Here is a 16,132-nt window from a genome sequence, read left to right on the forward strand (position 1 = left end):
CCGCTGTAGCCAGTGGCGCATCCTGTCCAATGAGGAGAATTCATGTCTGAACAGACCCTAGCCCTGCCCCTGGCCGGCGTGCGCGTGCTGGACCTGTCGCGCGTGCTGGCCGGTCCCTGGTGTGCCATGGTGTTGGGCGACCTCGGCGCCGAAGTCATCAAGGTCGAACATCCGGTACGCGGCGACGACACCCGCGACTGGGGTACCCGCATCGGCTCCACCGAGACTGCCTATTTCAACAGCGTCAACCGCAACAAGCGCTCCATCAGCGTCGACCTGCAGACCGAGGAAGGCCAGCAGATCGTGCGCGATCTGGCACGCCAGAGCGATGTGGTGATCCAGAATTTCAAGTTCGGTGGCGTGCACAAGTTCGGGCTGGATTACGAGACCCTGCGCCGCGACAATCCCGGCCTGGTGTATTGCTCCATCACCGGCTACGACAGCAGTGGCACCGAGGCTAGCCGGCCGGGTTACGACCTGGTGATCCAGGGCGAATCCGGCCTGATGTCGCTCAATGGCGAGGCCACCCAGCCGCCGCTGAAACTGGGCGTGGCCGCCGTGGACCTGTTCACTGGCATGTATTCGGCGCAGGCGGTACTGGCCGCGCTATACCAGCGCAACCAGACCGGCCAGGGCCGCCACGTGGAGATGGCGCTGTTCGACTGCGGCGTGATGATCACGTCCTACTATGGCCTGGAAGCGCTGATCCTGGGCGAGGACCCGCCGCGCTACGGCAACGCCCATCCCTCCATCATTCCCTATGGCGTCTTCGATGCCGCCGATGGCCGGCTGGTCATCACGGTGGGCACCAACAGCCAGTACCAGCGCTTCTGCCACAGTGTCATCGAGCGCCCCGACCTGGCCGAGGATGATCGCTTCAAGACCAATGTCAGCCGTGGCAAGCACCGCGATGTGCTGGTGCCGGAAATCAATCGCGAACTGAAGGCGCGCAAGCGCGCCGATCTGCTGGAGAAGCTGCACCAGGCCGGCATTCCCTGCGGCGAAGTGCTGGGCCTGCACGAAGCCCTGACCAGTCCACGCGCCACCGCCGCCGGGCTGGTCAGCACCCAGCCGCATGCCGAAGTGGGCAGCGTGAAGGTACTGGCGCCGCCCTATCGCTTCGATGGCGAGCGCCTGCCGGTACGCCAGGCGCCGCCCTCGCTGGGCGAAGGCACCGCGGAAGTGCTGCAATCCTTGCTGGGGATGGATGAGGCGCGCATCGCCGCGCTGCGTGAGCGCGGCGTGCTGTGATCTGTCGGTGAGGGGTAGGCAGTGTGAGAGGTGATGACAGGCCGCCTGGTTGGCGGCCTGTCGTCATATCGCCCTAGTTGGCGAAGGCGGCCAGGCCGGTGATGGCGCGGCCGATGATGAGGGCGTGCACGTCATGGGTGCCCTCGTAGGTGTTGACCACTTCCAGGTTCACCAGGTGGCGGGCCACGCCGAACTCGTCGCTGATGCCATTGCCGCCCATCATGTCGCGCGCCAGGCGGGCGATGTCCAGTGCCTTGCCGCAGCTGTTGCGTTTCATGATGGAGGTCTGCTCGATGCAGGCATTGCCGGCATCCTTCAGGTGGCCCAGGCGCAGGCAGCCTTGCAGGCCCAGCGAGATCTCGGTGAGCATGTCGGCCAGCTTCTTCTGTACCAGCTGGTTGGCCGCCAGCGGACGGCCGAACTGCTGGCGGTCCATGGTGTAGCGGCGCGCGCGTTCGTAGCAATCCTCGGCCGCTCCCAGCGCACCCCAGGCAATGCCGTAGCGGGCGCTGTTGAGGCAGGTGAAGGGACCCTTCAGGCCGCGCACCTCGGGGAAGGCGTTCTCCTCCGGACAGAACACATTGTCCATGACGATCTCGCCGGTGATGGAGGCACGCAGCCCCACCTTGCCGTGGATCGCCGGGGCCGACAGGCCCTTGCTGCCCTTGTCCAGGATGAAACCACGGATATCGCCGGCATCATCCTTGGCCCACACCACGAAGACATCGGCCACCGGGCTGTTGGTGATCCACATCTTGCTGCCGGTGAGACTATAGCCGCCCGCCACCTTGCGCGCGCGGGTGATCATGCTGCCGGGGTCGGAGCCGTGATTGGGTTCGGTCAGGCCGAAGCAGCCTATCCACTCCCCGCTGGCCAGCTTGGGCAGGTACTTCTGCTTCTGGGCTTCGCTGCCGAAGGCATTGATGGGGGTCATCACCAGCGAGGACTGCACGCTCATCATGGACCGATAGCCGGAATCGACCCGTTCGACCTCACGGGCGATGAGGCCATAGCAGACATAGTTCAGGCCGGCGCCGCCGTACTGCTCGTCGATGGTGGCGCCCAGCAGGCCCAGCTCGCCCATTTCGCGGAAGATGCCCACGTCCATCTTCTCGTGGCGGAAGGCCTCCAGCACACGCGGGGCCAGACGGTCCTGGCAATACGCCTGGGCGGCGTCGCGCACCTGGCGTTCGTCGGCGCTCAACTGCTGCTCCAGCAGGAGCGGGTCAGCATGGTCAAAGGAGATTCGGTTCTGCGATGCGGTCATGACGGTCTCGATTCGAAAGAAAAGGATAAAAGCACCCGATCCCGGCCAGCGCCGGGTATAGCTGAAATATAAGGAATCGGTACCGTCCCCGCAAACGAATTGTTTGCAACAACATGTGCTCTTTACGCACTTGTTGCAGGCAACAAAAAACCGCCTTCAGCCCAAGCCGCTGGGCAGCCGATAATCGCGCGCCTGCTGCTCCAGCCAGTCCTGGAACAGCCGCAGCAAAGGCCGCTCGGATTTGCGCTCGGGATAGATCAGGTAGTAGGAGTGCGTGCTCAGGTAGTCATGGTCGACCGCCACCGTCAACAAGCCCTGGCGCAGCTCGTCCTCGATCAGGAAAGGCGGGATCAGGGCCACGCCCATGCCGACGATGGCAGCCTGGGTCAGCATGGAAAACAGCTCCAGTTGCGTGCCCACCAGATCGTTCTGCACCTGCATGCCGAAGGAGGCAAACCATTGCCGCCAGACATAGGGGCGGGTGCTCTGTTGCAGCAGGGGATAGTCCAGCAGTTGCGCCGCCGTGAGCTTGCGGCCCTGCCCGATCAGCGCGGGGCTGGCGACGGCCACCATGCTCTCGCGCATCAGGAACACGCCCTCGGTACCGGGCCAGCTGGCCTGGCCGGCGTAGAGGGTGGCGTCCAGGTTGGTTTCCTCGAACAAGAAGGGGCGCGTGCGCGGCCGCAGGTTGACCGTGACGCCCGGATGCGCCTCCAGGAAGGAGCGCAGGCGCGGCAGCAGCCATTTGGTGGCAAAGGTGGGCATGACGCCCAGCTCCAGGGTATCGCCATGCCCATCGCGCGACATCAGGTGCAAGGCATCGCGCTCGATTTCATCGAGCCGCTGGCCGACCTGGTGGCTGTAGCTCACGCCCGCCTCGGTCAGCCGTACGCCACGCTTGGTGCGCCGGAACAGCTTCAGGCCAAGGAATTCCTCCAGCGCCGCCACCTGGCGGCATACCGCGCTCTGGGTGACCGCCATCTCGCTGGCGGCCTTGGTAAAGCTCTGGTGCCGTGCTGCCGATTCGAACACGGCCAGGGCCTGCGTGGAAGGGATCTTTCTGCGCATGAGGATGCTGTCAAAGAAGTGAGTTTTACGCACATCTTATTACAAGCGGCGTCCGCCAAGAAGCGCATCCTGCAAGCCTGTTTTTTTAACAATATCGCATGAAGCGATATCAATTCACGCATTGCCGCAGCGATTAATTTCATTGGATGGAATCCTTGCCCCTGATTAATATCCCACCCGATTCAGCCATGCGTGGACGGGACAACGCATCGGCGCCAGCCGACCGGCAATGGGAGCGGGACCGGCCGGGAGCTTGATCTTCGCATCTGGATCCGACACTGAAAACGATATAAATCGAATGCGAGGATGACATGATCTGGTTCTACAACCTGAACATCGCCAGGAAGCTGGCCTTGTCCTTTGCCGTGGTGATCGCGCTGGCACTGCTGCAGGGACTGTTTGCGATCAAGGAACTCAAGCAGGTCAACAATGCCTCCGGCGAGATCGTCAGCAAGTGGATGCCGGCCATGGATGCGGCACGCGCGATCCAGAGTTCGCTGCCGCCGCTGCGCCTGAACGAACTGGAACTGGTCACCGCCGTCACGCCCCAGGAGCGCAGCGCCGCCAACACCGCCATCAAGGCGCGCCTGGATGCGCTGGCCAAGCAGCGTACCCTCTACGAACAAGGCCTCTCCGAAGCCCAGGAAAAAGAGCAGTACGCGCAGTTCGCCAAGAACCTCGCCGCCTACGTCAAGGTCGATGAACAGCTGGCCGAGATGGCCGCCAACCAGCAATACGACGAGACCCGCGCGCTCTTCAATGGCGAATCGGCCAAGCTCTATCGCGCCATGCTGGGCAACCTCGATGCCATCGTCAAGATCAACGCCAGCGGCAGCGCCCGCGCCGATGAGGAAGCCTCCGGGGTCTTCCGTGGCGCCCAGCGCTGGATCGTCGGCCTGCTGGCCGCGACCGTGCTGATCGCCTCACTGCTGGCCTTCGTGGTGGCCACCAATGTCTCGCGGCCCCTGAAGGAAGCGGTGGAGATCGCACAGCGCGTGGCCCGTGGCGACCTGACGCTGCGCATCCGCCCGGCCGGTCGCGACGAGACCGGCGCCCTCATGGAAGCCCTGCGGGCCATGAACGAGAGCCTGCGCGACATCGTCAGCGAAGTGCGCCACGGCACCGAGACCATCAGCACCGCCTCGCACGAGATCGCCCGTGGCAACCTCGATCTCTCCAACCGCACCGAACAGCAGGCCGGCTCACTGGAAGAGACTGCCTCGGCCATGGAAGAGCTCACCTCCACCGTGACCCAGAACGCCGACAATGCGCGCCAGGCCAACCAGCTGGCCGCGACCGCCTCCGACATCGCCAGCCAGGGTGGCGAGGTGGTGGGTCAGGTAGTGCAGACGATGGAAGGCATTACCGAGAGCTCACGCCGCATCGCCGACATCATCAGCGTGATCGATGGCATCGCCTTCCAGACCAATATCCTGGCGCTCAATGCGGCGGTGGAAGCGGCCCGTGCCGGCGAGCAGGGACGAGGATTTGCCGTGGTGGCCTCCGAGGTGCGTTCGCTGGCGCAGCGCTCGGCCGGCGCCGCCAAGGAAATCAAGGGATTGATCGACGACTCGGTGCAGAAGGTTAGCGCCGGCAGCGCCCTGGTGGAACGCGCCGGCACCACCATGACGGAAGTGGTGGCGAGCGTGAGGCGCGTCACTGACGTGGTCGCCGAGATCAGCGCCGCTACCCAGGAACAGAGCGGCGGCATCAACGAAGTCAACCTGGCCATCACCCAGATGGATGAGACCACCCAGCAGAATGCCGCCCTGGTCGAACAGGCCGCAGCCGCCGCCGATTCCCTGAAGGGTCAGGCCGGCAGCCTGGCCGCCGTGGTGGGCAAGTTCAAGCTGGATTGAGCGGGGGGCTACGGCCCCGGTGTGATCCGGTGTGAGCCGATGTAATTCAGGCGCGCTCGAAATAACGCCGCGCCAGTGCCACCCAGTAGCGCACGCCCTCTTCGGTGACGTCATCGTTGAAGTCGTATTGCGGGTGGTGCAGCGATGGCGAAGCCCGGTCCTGCGGCGCATTGCCGATCAGGACGTAAGTCCCCGGACGCTCTTCGAGCATGAAACCGAAGTCTTCCGAGGTCATGTTGGCGGGGATGTCGTTGCGGATGCGCGCGTCGCCGAAGGTGGCGCGGATGACGTCTTCGCAGAAGGCGGTCTCGGCCGGCGTGTTAATCGTGGCCGGGTAATACTGGAAGTACTCCACCTCGACCTGGGCGCCATAGGCGCCGGCCAGCGCTTCGCACATCTGCTGGATATCGCGTTGCAGCTTCTGCTGCAGCGTGGACGACAGCGTGCGGATGGTGCCGCGCAGTTCGGCGCGATCCGGGATGACGTTGTCGGTGTCACCCGCATGGAACATGCACACCGAGATCACGGCCGGATCGACCGGATCCTTGTGGCGGGCGGCGATGGTCTGGCATTGCAAGACCATGGAACAGGCCAGCGGGATAGGATCGATCCCCAGGTGCGGTTGCGCCGCATGGGCGCCACGACCGGTGATGGTGATCTTCAGGCGCGAGCCGGCGGCCATGATGGGGCCGGTACGCAGACCGAAATGCCCGGCCGGCAAGCCCGGCCAGTTGTGCATGCCGAACACGGCCTCGGTGGGGAATTGCGTGAACAGGCCATCGTCGATCATCTTGCGCGCGCCCGCGCCGCCCTCCTCGCCCGGCTGGAACACGAAATGCACGCTGCCCGGCAGGCGCGGCATCTGCTTCAATACCCGTGCCGCGCCCAGCAGCATCACCGTGTGGCCGTCATGGCCGCAGGCGTGCATGACGCCGTGGGTGCATGAGGCGTGGGCGAAGTCATTGGCTTCCTTGATGGGCAGGGCATCCAGGTCGGCGCGCAACACGATGCCGGCGCGTGCCGGGTCGGTCCCCGGCAGGCTGGCCACCACACCGGTGCCGCCCAGGCCACGCACGACCTCGTATCCTAGCGCCTGCAGTTCGCCGGCCACCACGTCGGCGGTGCGATGTTCTTCGAAGCGCAGTTCGGGATGGGCGTGCAGGTCGCGGCGCAGGCTGGCCCAGTGGGCGCGATGTTCGCTGAAGGTGTGATCGGGGATATCCATGCCGGGGGCTTTCTGCGGGGTCAACAAGTCAACAGGTCAAAGGGAAGTCAGGCATAGTACCCGAGGACGGACTTGGTCTCCATGTACTCCTCCATCCCCTCCACGCCATACTCGCGGCCGTTGCCGGACTGCTTGTAGCCGCCGAAGGGTGCCTGCGGATCCCAGGCCGGATAGTTCAGGTGCACCTGGCCCGACTGGATACGTGCCGCCACCGCGTGCAGCTGGGCCTTGTCGCTGCCCTGCACATGCGCGCCCAGGCCATAGACGGTGTCGTTGGCGATGGCGATGGCTTCTTCCACGGTGTCGTAGGGCAGGATCGCCAGCACCGGGCCGAAGATTTCCTCCTGCGCGATCACCATGTCGGTATGCACGTCGGAGAAGATGGTGGGACGTGCGAAATATCCCTGCTCCAGCCCCTCTGGCCGCCCCGGCCCGCCCACCAGCAGGCGCGCGCCATCCTGCAGGCCGGCCTCGATCATCTGCTGGACCCGCAGGAACTGGGCGCGATTGGCCAGCGGTCCATGGGTGGTGGCGGGGTCAGCGGGATCACCGACCCGCATCTGCGCCACCGCTGCCAGCGCCAGCTCATGCACGCGGTCCAGCTGGCTGCGCGGCACGATCAGGCGCGTCGGTGCGCTGCACGACTGGCCCATGTTGCGAAACGCCGCCGCCACGCCGGGCGGGATGGCGCGTGCCAGGTCGGCGTCGGGCAAGACCAGGTTGGGCGACTTGCCGCCCAGCTCCTGCGCCACCCGCTTGACGGTGGGCGCGGCGGCCTGGGCCACCAGCACGCCGGCGCGGGTGGAGCCGGTGATGGAGACCATGTCCACCTGCGGATGGGCAGACATGGCCGCCCCCACCTCCGCCCCGCTGCCATTGACCAGGTTGAAGACACCCGCCGGGATGCCAGCCTCATGGACGATCTCGGCAAACAGCAGGGCCGACAGCGGCGACAGCTCGCTGGGCTTCAAGACCACCGTGCAGCCGGCCGCCAGTGCCGGACCGACCTTGGCGGTGATCTGGTAGATCGGCCAGTTCCAGGGCGTGATCAGGGCGCATACGCCGATGGGCTCGCGCAGGATCGCGGTGGTGCCACGCGGGCGGATGAAGGGATAGCTGGCCAGGTTTTCGCTGGCCACGCGCAGGTGTTCGGCTGCCAGCGGCACATGGGCGCTGCGGGCATAGCTGATGGGCGCGCCCATTTCCAGCGTGAGGGCCTGGGCGAACAGCTCGGTGCGTTCCAGCAGCAGGCCATGCAGGCGCGCCAGCGTGGCGGCACGCTGCGCCGTGGGCGTCGCCGACCACGCCGGGAAGGCGCGGCGCGCAGCCTGCACGGCGCGCTCGACGTCGCGCGCGTCACCCAGGGCGATCTCGCACAGGATCTCTTCGGTGGCCGGGCAGACCACGGCGGCGCGTTCACGGCCTTCGGGGGCTAGCCACTGGCCGTCGATGTACAGCTGCTCCAGCCGGCCCGCTTGCCGTAGTTGATGTACGGGGGATGTCATGAGGATGTGTCCTAGAAGTCGGCGACCTTGCCCCATGCCGAGGCGGCAAAGCGGCTCGGATGGTAAGGACGTGGATCGACGATGGGCGTGGCACCGGTGGCCAGGTCGGCGATCAGGTGGCCGGCGCCGGGGCCGATGCCAAAACCGTGACCGGAGAAACCGGCCGCCAGGATCAGTCCGGGCACTTGCGCCGTCTCGCCAATGCCGGGGACACCATCGGGCGTGCTATCGACATAGCCGGCCCAGGTGTGCGTGACCCTGGCATTGCGCAGCTCGGGCAGCAGTTCGATGGCGCGGCGGTGGGTGGCGCGGATGGCCACCGGATCGGCCTTGGGATCGAGCACGCGCATGCGCTCCATCGGTGTGGGTGCATCCAGGCGCCAGCGCGATAGGGTCTCGTGACCGCTGCGCAGCGCCTCCAGGCCACCCGGCGACAGGCTGCGCCAGCGCTTGGCGAACATAGGAATGAACTGCGGCGAGAAGCGCAGGAACTGCCCGGTCGGATCGACCCGCGCGCGACCGCTGATGGCCAGCGCATAGGAACCGTCGCTGCGCCGCGTGGCCGCCACCCCCGAGGTGAACAGCGCGCCCGGCAGTGGCTGCTCCATGGGTGCCACGCTCATGATGGATTGCCGTACCGAGGCCTGCGGGAAGCGGATGCCCAGCTGGCGACAGAATGAGGAAGCCCAGGCGCCGCCGGCCAGCACGGCGGTGCGGGTCTTGATGACGCCGGCCTCGGTGACGACCGCAGAAAGCCGTCCGCCTTCCATCTCGATGCCGCGTGCCGCGCATTGCTGGATGACGCTGCCGCCCAGCTTGACCACGGCCCGGGCTACCGCCGGGGCGGCCTTGACCGGGTCGGCGGTGCCGTCGGTGGGCGAAAAGACGCCGCCCTTCCAGCCACGGCCGGTGGCGTGACCGCGTTCGCCGGCCTGTTTGCTGTCGAGCATGTAGGTGGTCACGCCGGCGGTCTTGGCGAACTGGCCCCAGTTGGCCCAGCGCGTCAGTTCCTCGTCGTCATTGGACAGATAGAGCAGGCCGCAGCGGTTGAAGCCCGTATCCTCGCCGGACTCGGCGCTGAACTGTTCCCACAGGTCGATGCTCTTGGTGGCCATGGGCAGCTCGCGGGCGTCGCGGTTCTGCTGGCGGCACCAGCCCCAGTTGCGGCTGGACTGCTCGGCGCCGACCCAGCCCTTCTCGACCAGCACCACCGAGACGCCACGACGCGCCAGGTAGTAGGCGGTGAAGATGCCGATGATGCCGCCGCCGATCACGACCACGTCGGCCGAGGCGGGAGGTGTGGAGGGTGTTTGTACCCGGTTCAGCGGAGGCGACATGCTCATTTCTCCTCGCTGGCGGCCACGACGGTTTGCACCACATAGAACTTGGCCACGCGTTCGCGGCTCTCCCAGCCGATGAAGGCGCCTTGCGCCACGAAGATGGCATCGCCCGCGCCGACCGTTTCCACGCTGCCATCGGGCTGGGCAAAGTAGACGGTACCGTCGAGGATATGCATGAATTCATTGACCGGATGGGCGCGCACGATGCGGTGGTAAGGCGTGGCATCCCAAGTACCGGCGAGGTACTTGATGCTCTCCTCGTTGATGACATTGTCGCTGCGGCATTGCGGCACCGGGCCCAGCAGCAGCTTGGGATCCATCACCGTGGCCGAGGGCTTGAAGTTGGCCTCGGCACGCAGCGGGAACACGCCCGCCTGCGTGGCCTGCGCGCATTCGGCCGCGCAGAACATCACCAGCGCCTGCGAGGACGCCGTCACGCGCAGGGCCGTGCCCACGCCGATGACCATGCCGCTGCCCGGGGTCAGCACCAGCGGCGCGGCGCCGTCGGTTTCCACCGTCAGCTCGCCCTGTACCACGGTCAGGGTTTCCACATGCGGGAAGCGGGCGATCTCCAGCTTGCCCTCGAAGCGCAGGCGGCCGGCGCTCATGGCGCCACTGCCCTGCCAGGCGATCTCGCGCCAGGGGGCGAAAGGATCATCCTTGCCCAGGCCACCGGGGCGGAATGCGGTCGAAACGGGTGCGCCCGAGGCGCGGTACAACACCAGCACTGCAGTCATGTCTTCTCCTGGAGAAGGGCCGGCGACGGGCTCCAGTACCCAGTCGGCCGCGGCCCGGGGGGATTGCCTGCGAAGGACCGCAGGCATATCGTCAACTCATCAAATGGTCACACCTTCGACCGGCACCAATGGCGCCTGGGCGTCCTGCAGCTCGCTGTCGGAGCGGTGGCAGAGGATCTCGCCGCCATGCTCCATGTTGCGGCGACGCGGCGGCACCACATTGCATACGCCATCCACGCGCAAGGCGCAGCGCGGCAGGAAGGCGCAGATGTCGGGCGAGGCATCGACCGGTCCGATGGGTGGCAGCGTGCGCTGGCCTGCTCCACCGACCTGCTCCAGCCAGCCCTGCTGCATGGCCGGCACCGAGGACAGCAACAGGTGCGAATACGGGTGATAAGGCGGCGCCATCATCGCCTCGCGCGGACGGTTGGCGACCATGCGACCGGCATAGAGCACCACGATGTCATCGCAGATGGCGCGCACCGTGCTGATGTCATGGCTGATGAACATGTAGGACACCTGCAGCTCGCGGCGCAGCTCGGCCAGCAGTTCCAGGATGGCGGCGGCCACCACCGTATCCAGGGCCGAGGTGACCTCGTCGCAGAGGATCAGGTCGGGCTTGGCGGCCAGGGCGCGGGCCAGGTTCACGCGTTGCTTCTGGCCGCCCGAGAGTTCTCCGGGCAGGCGGTCGATGACGCTGGCGGGCAGGCGCACCAGGTCCAGCAGTTCAGCGGTGCGGCGGCGCATGGCCTCGCCCTTCAAGCCATGATAGAAGGCCAGCGGGCGGTTGAGGATGCGGCCGATGCTGTGGGCCGGGTTCAGCGCCGTGTCGGCGTTCTGGAATACGATCTGCACGCGGCGGAACTGTTCGCGGCTACGCCCTTCCAGGGTGGGCGAGAGGTTCTCGCCATCGAGCTGGATACTGCCGCGTGCCGGCGCGATCATGCCGGCCACGGCGCGCGCCAGGGTGGTCTTGCCCGAGCCCGATTCACCGATGATGCCCACGGTGCGGCCGCGCTCGATGGTCAGGTTGATATCGTCCAGGATACGCACGCCCGGCAGGCCCAGCCGGTCCGGTGCGCCGTAGCCGGCAATCAGGCCGCTGATGCGCAAGAGCGGCGCCTTGGCCTCGGCGGGCGCAGGCATATCGGCCGGCAGCACCTCACTCACATCACGTACCTGCGCCATGCGCTCGGCCGGCGAGGCTGCCGCCACCAGGCTCTGGGTATAGCTGTCGGTCGGCGCGTGCAGCACCTGGCCGGTCTGGCCGATCTCGCGCACGGCGCCATCGCGCAGCACGATGATGCGGTCGGCCATCTGCGCCACCACGGCCAGATCGTGCGAGACATAGACGGCGGTGGTGCCGAGTTCCTTGACCACGTTCTTGAAGGCGCGCAGCACCTCGATCTGGGTAGTCACGTCCAGGGCCGTGGTGGGTTCATCGAGAATCACCAGTTCCGGGTCGGTGATCAGGGCCATGGCCGCCATCACGCGTTGCAGCTGGCCACCGGAGACCTGGTGCGGATAGCGCTGGCCGATGTGATCCGGGTTGGGCAGCGCCAGCGCACGGAACAGCTCGATGGCCTTGCGCGTGGCCGTGGCACGGTCCATCACGCGGTGCTGCAGGGCGCTTTCGATGACCTGGTCCATCAAGGTACGGGCCGGATTGAAGGCCGCCGCCGCGCTCTGGGCGATGTAGGCGACGTGGTGGCCGCGCATGGCCAGCAAGGACTTTTCATCCATGCGGTCGATCTGGCGCTGGCCGATGCGGATCTGGCCTCCAGCGATGTGGCAGCCGGCCCGCGCATAGCCCAGCAGCGACAACGCGATGGTGGTCTTGCCGGAGCCGGACTCGCCGATCAGTGCCAGCACCTCGCCGCGCGCGACGCTGAAGCTGACATCCTTGACGATCTCCACCGAGGAGCCGTCATCCTTGCGGGCATCGACCCGCAGGCCGCTGACCTCCACCAGCGGCTGGCCCTGCCCGCTGGATGTGGCCGCCGCCGTCTTGCCGAGGAATTGGTCGAACTGCATCACGGGCTTACTCCTTGGCAGCGCGCTTGCCGCGCAGGTTATCGATCAACAGGTTCACGCCGATGGTGAGCGAGGCAATCGCCAGGGCCGGCATGATCACCGCCAGGGCGCCTTCGCCCAGGCCGGAAATGTTTTCGCGCACCAGCGAACCCCAGTCGGCGTCGGGCGGCTGCACCCCCAGCGAGAGGAAGCTCAGGCCGCTCAGCAGCAGCACCACGTAGACGAAGCGCAGGCCGAAGTCGGCCAGCACCGGGCGGATCATGTTGGGCAGCATCTCCACGGTCATGATGTACCAGACGCCTTCGCCACGGGCACGCGCGGCCTGCACGTATTCCATGGCCTGCACGTTGACTGCCAGCGAACGGGCGATGCGATAGGCGCCAGGCATGTAGGTGATGGCCGCCGTCACCACCAGCAGGCCCATGGACGAGCCGAAGGTGGCCACCATCATCAGCGCGAACATCTTGCTGGGGATAGAGATCAGGGCATCCAGCGCACGGCTGATGAGGGCGTCGCGCCAGCCACCGGAAAAAGCGGCGAACAGCGCCAGGGCGGTACCGGTGATGCTGGCCAGGAGCGTGGCCGCCAGCGCCAGGCCGATGGTGGCGCGGGTGCCGAAGAGAATGCGGCTGACCATGTCGCGGCCCAGGTAGTCGCTGCCCAGCAGGAACTTGTGGCTCATGCCGGAGAACACGTCGGTATCGACGATGGCCGTGGCGTCATAAGGCGAGATGCTGGGACCGATGATGGCCATGAGCAGCCAGAAGCCGACGATGCCCATGCCGATCCAGGCCATGGTCGAGTGACGGCGTGGCTTCCGGGTAAGCGGGGCCTTGGCCGGCGCGGCCTCGCCGCGTGCGGAGTCGTTGAGTGCTTTCATCGTGTCTTCAACCTCGGATTGGAAACAATGGCCAGCACATCGGCCGCCAGCACCAGCAGCAGGTAGCCGGTGCAGAAGATCATCGAACAGGCCTGCACCAGCGGCATGTCGCGGGTGGTCACGGCATCGATCATGAGGGTGGCGATACCGGGATAGTTGAAGATGCTCTCCACGATGATCACCCCGCCCAGCAGGTAGGACAGGCTCAGCGCGACCGCGTTGGCGATCGGGCCGATGGCGTTGGGCAAGGCGTGGCGCAGCACGATGCGGGTGCGCTTGACGCCCTTGAGCAGCGCCATCTCGGCATAAGAAGAACGCAGCTGGTCGATCACGGCGGCACGGGTCATGCGCGTCATCTGCGCCACGATCACGCAGCACAGCGTCATCACCGGCATGGCATAGGCCTTGACGAAGGCGCCCACGGTGGCCGCATCGGTGGCGTGCGACAAGGCCGACAGCCAGCGCAGCTTGACCGCGAAGATCATCACCGCGATGGTAGCCACCAGGAACTCCGGCACCGACACCATCGACACCGCACCCACCGTGACCACGCGGTCGAAGGTCGAGCCCCGGTACATGGCCGAGACGATGCCCAGCACCAGCGCCAGCGGCACCGACACGGCTGCCGTCACCGCCGCCAGCATCAGCGAGGCCGGCAGGCGACCACCGATCATCTGCGCCACCGGCACGTTATTGACCAGCGACATGCCCGGATTGCCCGACAGCAGGTTGCCCAGCCACTGGGCATAGCGCAACGGCGCCGGCAGGTCCAGTCCGTACTGCAGCCGCAGCGCGGCCACCGTCTCGGGCGTGGCGGCCTGGCCCAGTGCGGCCTGGGCAGCGTCGCCCGGCAGCAGGTTGGTGATGAAGAAAACGCCGGCCGACACCAGCAACAGCGTCAGGGCTGCCTGCAACAGGCGGCGCAGGATCAGACGCAGGACCATACCATTCATAGCTATCCTCGGTAACGAACCACAGGGACTTAGGCTTGCACTACACAACACATCCAGATGTTGCAAACGCTGTTGCCGACATCTCATCCCGTTCGACCTGAGTAGCGGCATCGCCGCGTATCGAAGCCTGTCCTGAGCCCGTCGAAGGGGCGCACCGACATCGCGCCTTCGATACGGCCCTTACGGGCCTACTCAGTACGAACGGTGATTCAATCGCAAAGGCAAACCAACTCCCACTCAAGCGTCCAGCCAGACGTACTCGGCACAGGTGTAGTTCATGAAGGCGCCCAGCGGCACCGGGTCGATGCCCTTGACCTTGCTGTTGATGCCTTCCAGGTTGGTGATGAAGACCGGGATGCCGATGCCGGCCTTTTCGTGGATCAGGGTCTGCATGTCGGCATACATCTGCTTGCGCTTGGCGAAGTCGGTCTCGCCGCGCGCGGCCACCACCAATTGGTCGAACTGCGCGTTCTTCCAGCCGGACTCGTTCCACTGCGCATCGGACTTGAAGAACTGGGTCAGCAGGATGTCGGCGCTGGGGCGCGGGTTGATGTTGCCGAAGCCCACTGGCACCTTCATCCACTGGTTGGACCAGTAACCATCGGCCGGGACGCGCTTCACATCCAGCTTCAGGCCGATCTTGGCGGCGCTCTGCTGCATCAGCACGGCCATGTCCACCGAGCCGGTGGCGGCCACCGAGGCCACCAGCGGGATGGTGCTGCCCAGCACACCGGCCTTCTCCAGGTGGAACTTGGCCTTGTCCGGGTCATAGGGACGCTGCGGCAGGCCGGCGAAGAAGAAGCGGTTGGTCGGGTCGATGGGCTGGTCGTTGGCGGTGACGGCAAAGCCACGGAAGGCGGCCATCTTGATCTGCTCGCGGTCCATCAGGTACTTCATGCCCAGCGTGAAGTCCATGCTGTTGCCCGGGGCGACGTCCTGGCGGATCACCAGGTCGGTGTACTGGCCGGACTTGGTTTCCATGACGGTATAACCCGGCGTGGACTTGACGCGGCCGGTGGAGCGGGCGTTGACGTCGTTGATCCAGTGCACGTCGCCCGAGAGCAGCGCATTGACGCGCGCGGCCTCGTCGGGGATGCCGAAGAGCTCGACCTCGTCCAGATAGGGCAGGCCGGACTTCCAGTAGTTTTCGTTGCGGACCGCAATGGTGCGCACGCCCGGGGTGAATTCCTTGATCTTGAAGGCGCCGGTACCGTTGGCGGTGGTGAAGCTGGTGGTGCCGTCGCGGATGATGAGGAACTGCGCCGTGGCCAGGATCACCGGCAGGTCGGCGTTGGCGCTGGTGAGCTTGATCTGCACTTCGTTGGGGCCGCTGGCCTTGACGGACTCGATCTGGTCGGCCAGCACCTTGACCTTGGAGGCGGTGGCCGGGTCCTTGTGGCGCATGAGCGAATAGACCACGTCGGCCGGCACCAGCGGCTTGCCGTCGTGGAAGCTGACGCCCTTGCGCAGCTTGACCGTCCAGGTGATGGCGTCGGTGGTCAGCATTTCCTCGGCCAGCACCATCTGCGGGCCCAGCTTGCTGTCGAGCTTGGTCAGGCCGTTGTAGAACATGTGGACGCGGGTGTAATCGGTGGAGTGCGCGGTCTTGGCCGGATCCAGGGTATCGGCGGTGGAGCTGGTCTGGGTGGCGATGCGCATCTTGCCGCCGCGCTTGCCGGTTTGCGCCATGACACTGCCGCTGGCGGTCAGGAGACCCGTGCCGCCTACCGTCATCAGGCTGCCGGCCAGCAGGGTGCGCATCATGTCGCGGCGGGTGAAGCCGCCGTGGGCGTGTTCCAGCGTATCGCCGGTGATGATCTGTCCCTCTGCGGGGTGCCGTCCGTTTTCCTGCTTGCTCATGAAAAGCCTCACGATAAAAGTTCAACCACGAAGACCACTGGCCTGCCCTGCCGTCTGCTGCTGCAGATCCCTCCGGAGAGGCAAGCCGCCTGTTGGGTCCGGTGAACTCCTCGCAAGCTTGATACCAGCTCGCCAGGGCACCGGGGCAATACC

The 16,132-nt window shown here is 66.0% G+C and carries 12 protein-coding genes; 2 read left to right on the forward strand and 10 right to left on the reverse strand.

All coding sequences use genetic code 11. The features are described 5' to 3' along the window. The first annotated feature begins 42 nt into the window (after positions 1-42). The gene (locus ACIPHN_RS10295) at positions 43-1,251 is read left to right on the forward strand and encodes a CaiB/BaiF CoA transferase family protein (protein WP_400435822.1); all 1,209 of its coding nucleotides are present in this window, start codon (positions 43-45) and stop codon (positions 1,249-1,251) included. A 73-nt stretch (positions 1,252-1,324) separates the two neighbouring features. Here ACIPHN_RS10295 and ACIPHN_RS10300 read toward each other — a convergent pair whose 3' ends face one another. After that, complete coding sequence (locus tag ACIPHN_RS10300; RefSeq protein WP_400435824.1) at positions 1,325-2,518, reverse strand: acyl-CoA dehydrogenase; 1,194 nt, start codon at positions 2,516-2,518, stop codon at positions 1,325-1,327. A 156-nt stretch (positions 2,519-2,674) separates the two neighbouring features. Beyond that, the gene (locus ACIPHN_RS10305; protein WP_400435825.1) at positions 2,675-3,586 is read right to left on the reverse strand and encodes a LysR family transcriptional regulator; all 912 of its coding nucleotides are present in this window, start codon (positions 3,584-3,586) and stop codon (positions 2,675-2,677) included. A gap of 311 nt (positions 3,587-3,897) precedes the next feature. On the opposite strand from ACIPHN_RS10305, the gene ACIPHN_RS10310 reads away from it, so the two are divergent. Then, a complete protein-coding gene (locus ACIPHN_RS10310; protein WP_400435827.1) occupies positions 3,898-5,445 on the forward strand; it encodes a methyl-accepting chemotaxis protein in 1,548 nt (515 codons plus the stop codon). Positions 5,446-5,491: 46 nt separating this feature from the next. Here the strand turns inward: ACIPHN_RS10310 and ACIPHN_RS10315 are convergent, their stop codons facing one another. From ACIPHN_RS10315 to ACIPHN_RS10350, 8 genes are all read right to left on the reverse strand, one after another. Continuing rightward, positions 5,492-6,670, reverse strand: a complete 1,179-nt coding sequence (locus ACIPHN_RS10315; RefSeq protein WP_400435828.1) for a M20 aminoacylase family protein — start codon at positions 6,668-6,670, stop codon at positions 5,492-5,494. 47 nt (positions 6,671-6,717) lie between these two features. Further along, positions 6,718-8,175, reverse strand: a complete 1,458-nt coding sequence (locus tag ACIPHN_RS10320) for an aldehyde dehydrogenase family protein (protein WP_400435830.1) — start codon at positions 8,173-8,175, stop codon at positions 6,718-6,720. Between the two features lie 11 nt (positions 8,176-8,186). Beyond that, a complete protein-coding gene (locus tag ACIPHN_RS10325; protein WP_400435831.1) occupies positions 8,187-9,512 on the reverse strand; it encodes an NAD(P)/FAD-dependent oxidoreductase in 1,326 nt (441 codons plus the stop codon). A 2-nt stretch (positions 9,513-9,514) separates the two neighbouring features. Continuing rightward, positions 9,515-10,252, reverse strand: coding sequence for a cupin domain-containing protein (locus tag ACIPHN_RS10330; RefSeq protein WP_400435833.1), 738 nt, complete (start codon positions 10,250-10,252; stop codon positions 9,515-9,517). A 99-nt stretch (positions 10,253-10,351) separates the two neighbouring features. Beyond that, positions 10,352-12,289 carry an ABC transporter ATP-binding protein gene (locus ACIPHN_RS10335; protein WP_400435834.1) on the reverse strand — a complete coding sequence of 646 codons (1,938 nt, stop codon included), beginning with the start codon at positions 12,287-12,289 and terminating at the stop codon, positions 10,352-10,354. A 4-nt stretch (positions 12,290-12,293) separates the two neighbouring features. Then, on the reverse strand, positions 12,294-13,166 hold the full coding sequence (locus tag ACIPHN_RS10340) for an ABC transporter permease (protein ID WP_400435836.1): 873 nt from the start codon (positions 13,164-13,166) through the stop codon (positions 12,294-12,296). Continuing rightward, positions 13,163-14,119 (reverse strand): ABC transporter permease, encoded by a 957-nt coding sequence (locus tag ACIPHN_RS10345; RefSeq protein ID WP_400435838.1) that lies wholly within the window; start codon positions 14,117-14,119, stop codon positions 13,163-13,165. The genes ACIPHN_RS10340 and ACIPHN_RS10345 overlap by 4 nt, the downstream gene beginning before the upstream one ends. 237 nt (positions 14,120-14,356) lie before the next feature. After that, on the reverse strand, positions 14,357-15,979 hold the full coding sequence (locus ACIPHN_RS10350; RefSeq protein ID WP_400435840.1) for an ABC transporter substrate-binding protein: 1,623 nt from the start codon (positions 15,977-15,979) through the stop codon (positions 14,357-14,359). Positions 15,980-16,132 lie beyond the last annotated feature (153 nt).

Source organism: Herbaspirillum sp. NPDC087042 (genome assembly GCF_044745245.1).
Taxonomy (GTDB): domain Bacteria; phylum Pseudomonadota; class Gammaproteobacteria; order Burkholderiales; family Burkholderiaceae_D; genus Herbaspirillum.

Coding starts and splice junctions, on each gene's coding strand:
- ACIPHN_RS10345 (WP_400435838.1), bottom strand. CDS start 14,119: ATGAATGGTATGGTCCTGCGTCTGATCCTGCGCCGCCTGTTGCAGGCA.
- ACIPHN_RS10340 (WP_400435836.1), bottom strand. CDS start 13,166: ATGAAAGCACTCAACGACTCCGCACGCGGCGAGGCCGCGCCGGCCAAG.
- ACIPHN_RS10310 (WP_400435827.1), top strand. CDS start 3,898: ATGATCTGGTTCTACAACCTGAACATCGCCAGGAAGCTGGCCTTGTCC.
- ACIPHN_RS10320 (WP_400435830.1), bottom strand. CDS start 8,175: ATGACATCCCCCGTACATCAACTACGGCAAGCGGGCCGGCTGGAGCAG.
- ACIPHN_RS10305 (WP_400435825.1), bottom strand. CDS start 3,586: ATGCGCAGAAAGATCCCTTCCACGCAGGCCCTGGCCGTGTTCGAATCG.
- ACIPHN_RS10300 (WP_400435824.1), bottom strand. CDS start 2,518: ATGACCGCATCGCAGAACCGAATCTCCTTTGACCATGCTGACCCGCTC.
- ACIPHN_RS10315 (WP_400435828.1), bottom strand. CDS start 6,670: ATGGATATCCCCGATCACACCTTCAGCGAACATCGCGCCCACTGGGCC.
- ACIPHN_RS10330 (WP_400435833.1), bottom strand. CDS start 10,252: ATGACTGCAGTGCTGGTGTTGTACCGCGCCTCGGGCGCACCCGTTTCG.
- ACIPHN_RS10295 (WP_400435822.1), top strand. CDS start 43: ATGTCTGAACAGACCCTAGCCCTGCCCCTGGCCGGCGTGCGCGTGCTG.
- ACIPHN_RS10325 (WP_400435831.1), bottom strand. CDS start 9,512: ATGTCGCCTCCGCTGAACCGGGTACAAACACCCTCCACACCTCCCGCC.
- ACIPHN_RS10350 (WP_400435840.1), bottom strand. CDS start 15,979: ATGAGCAAGCAGGAAAACGGACGGCACCCCGCAGAGGGACAGATCATC.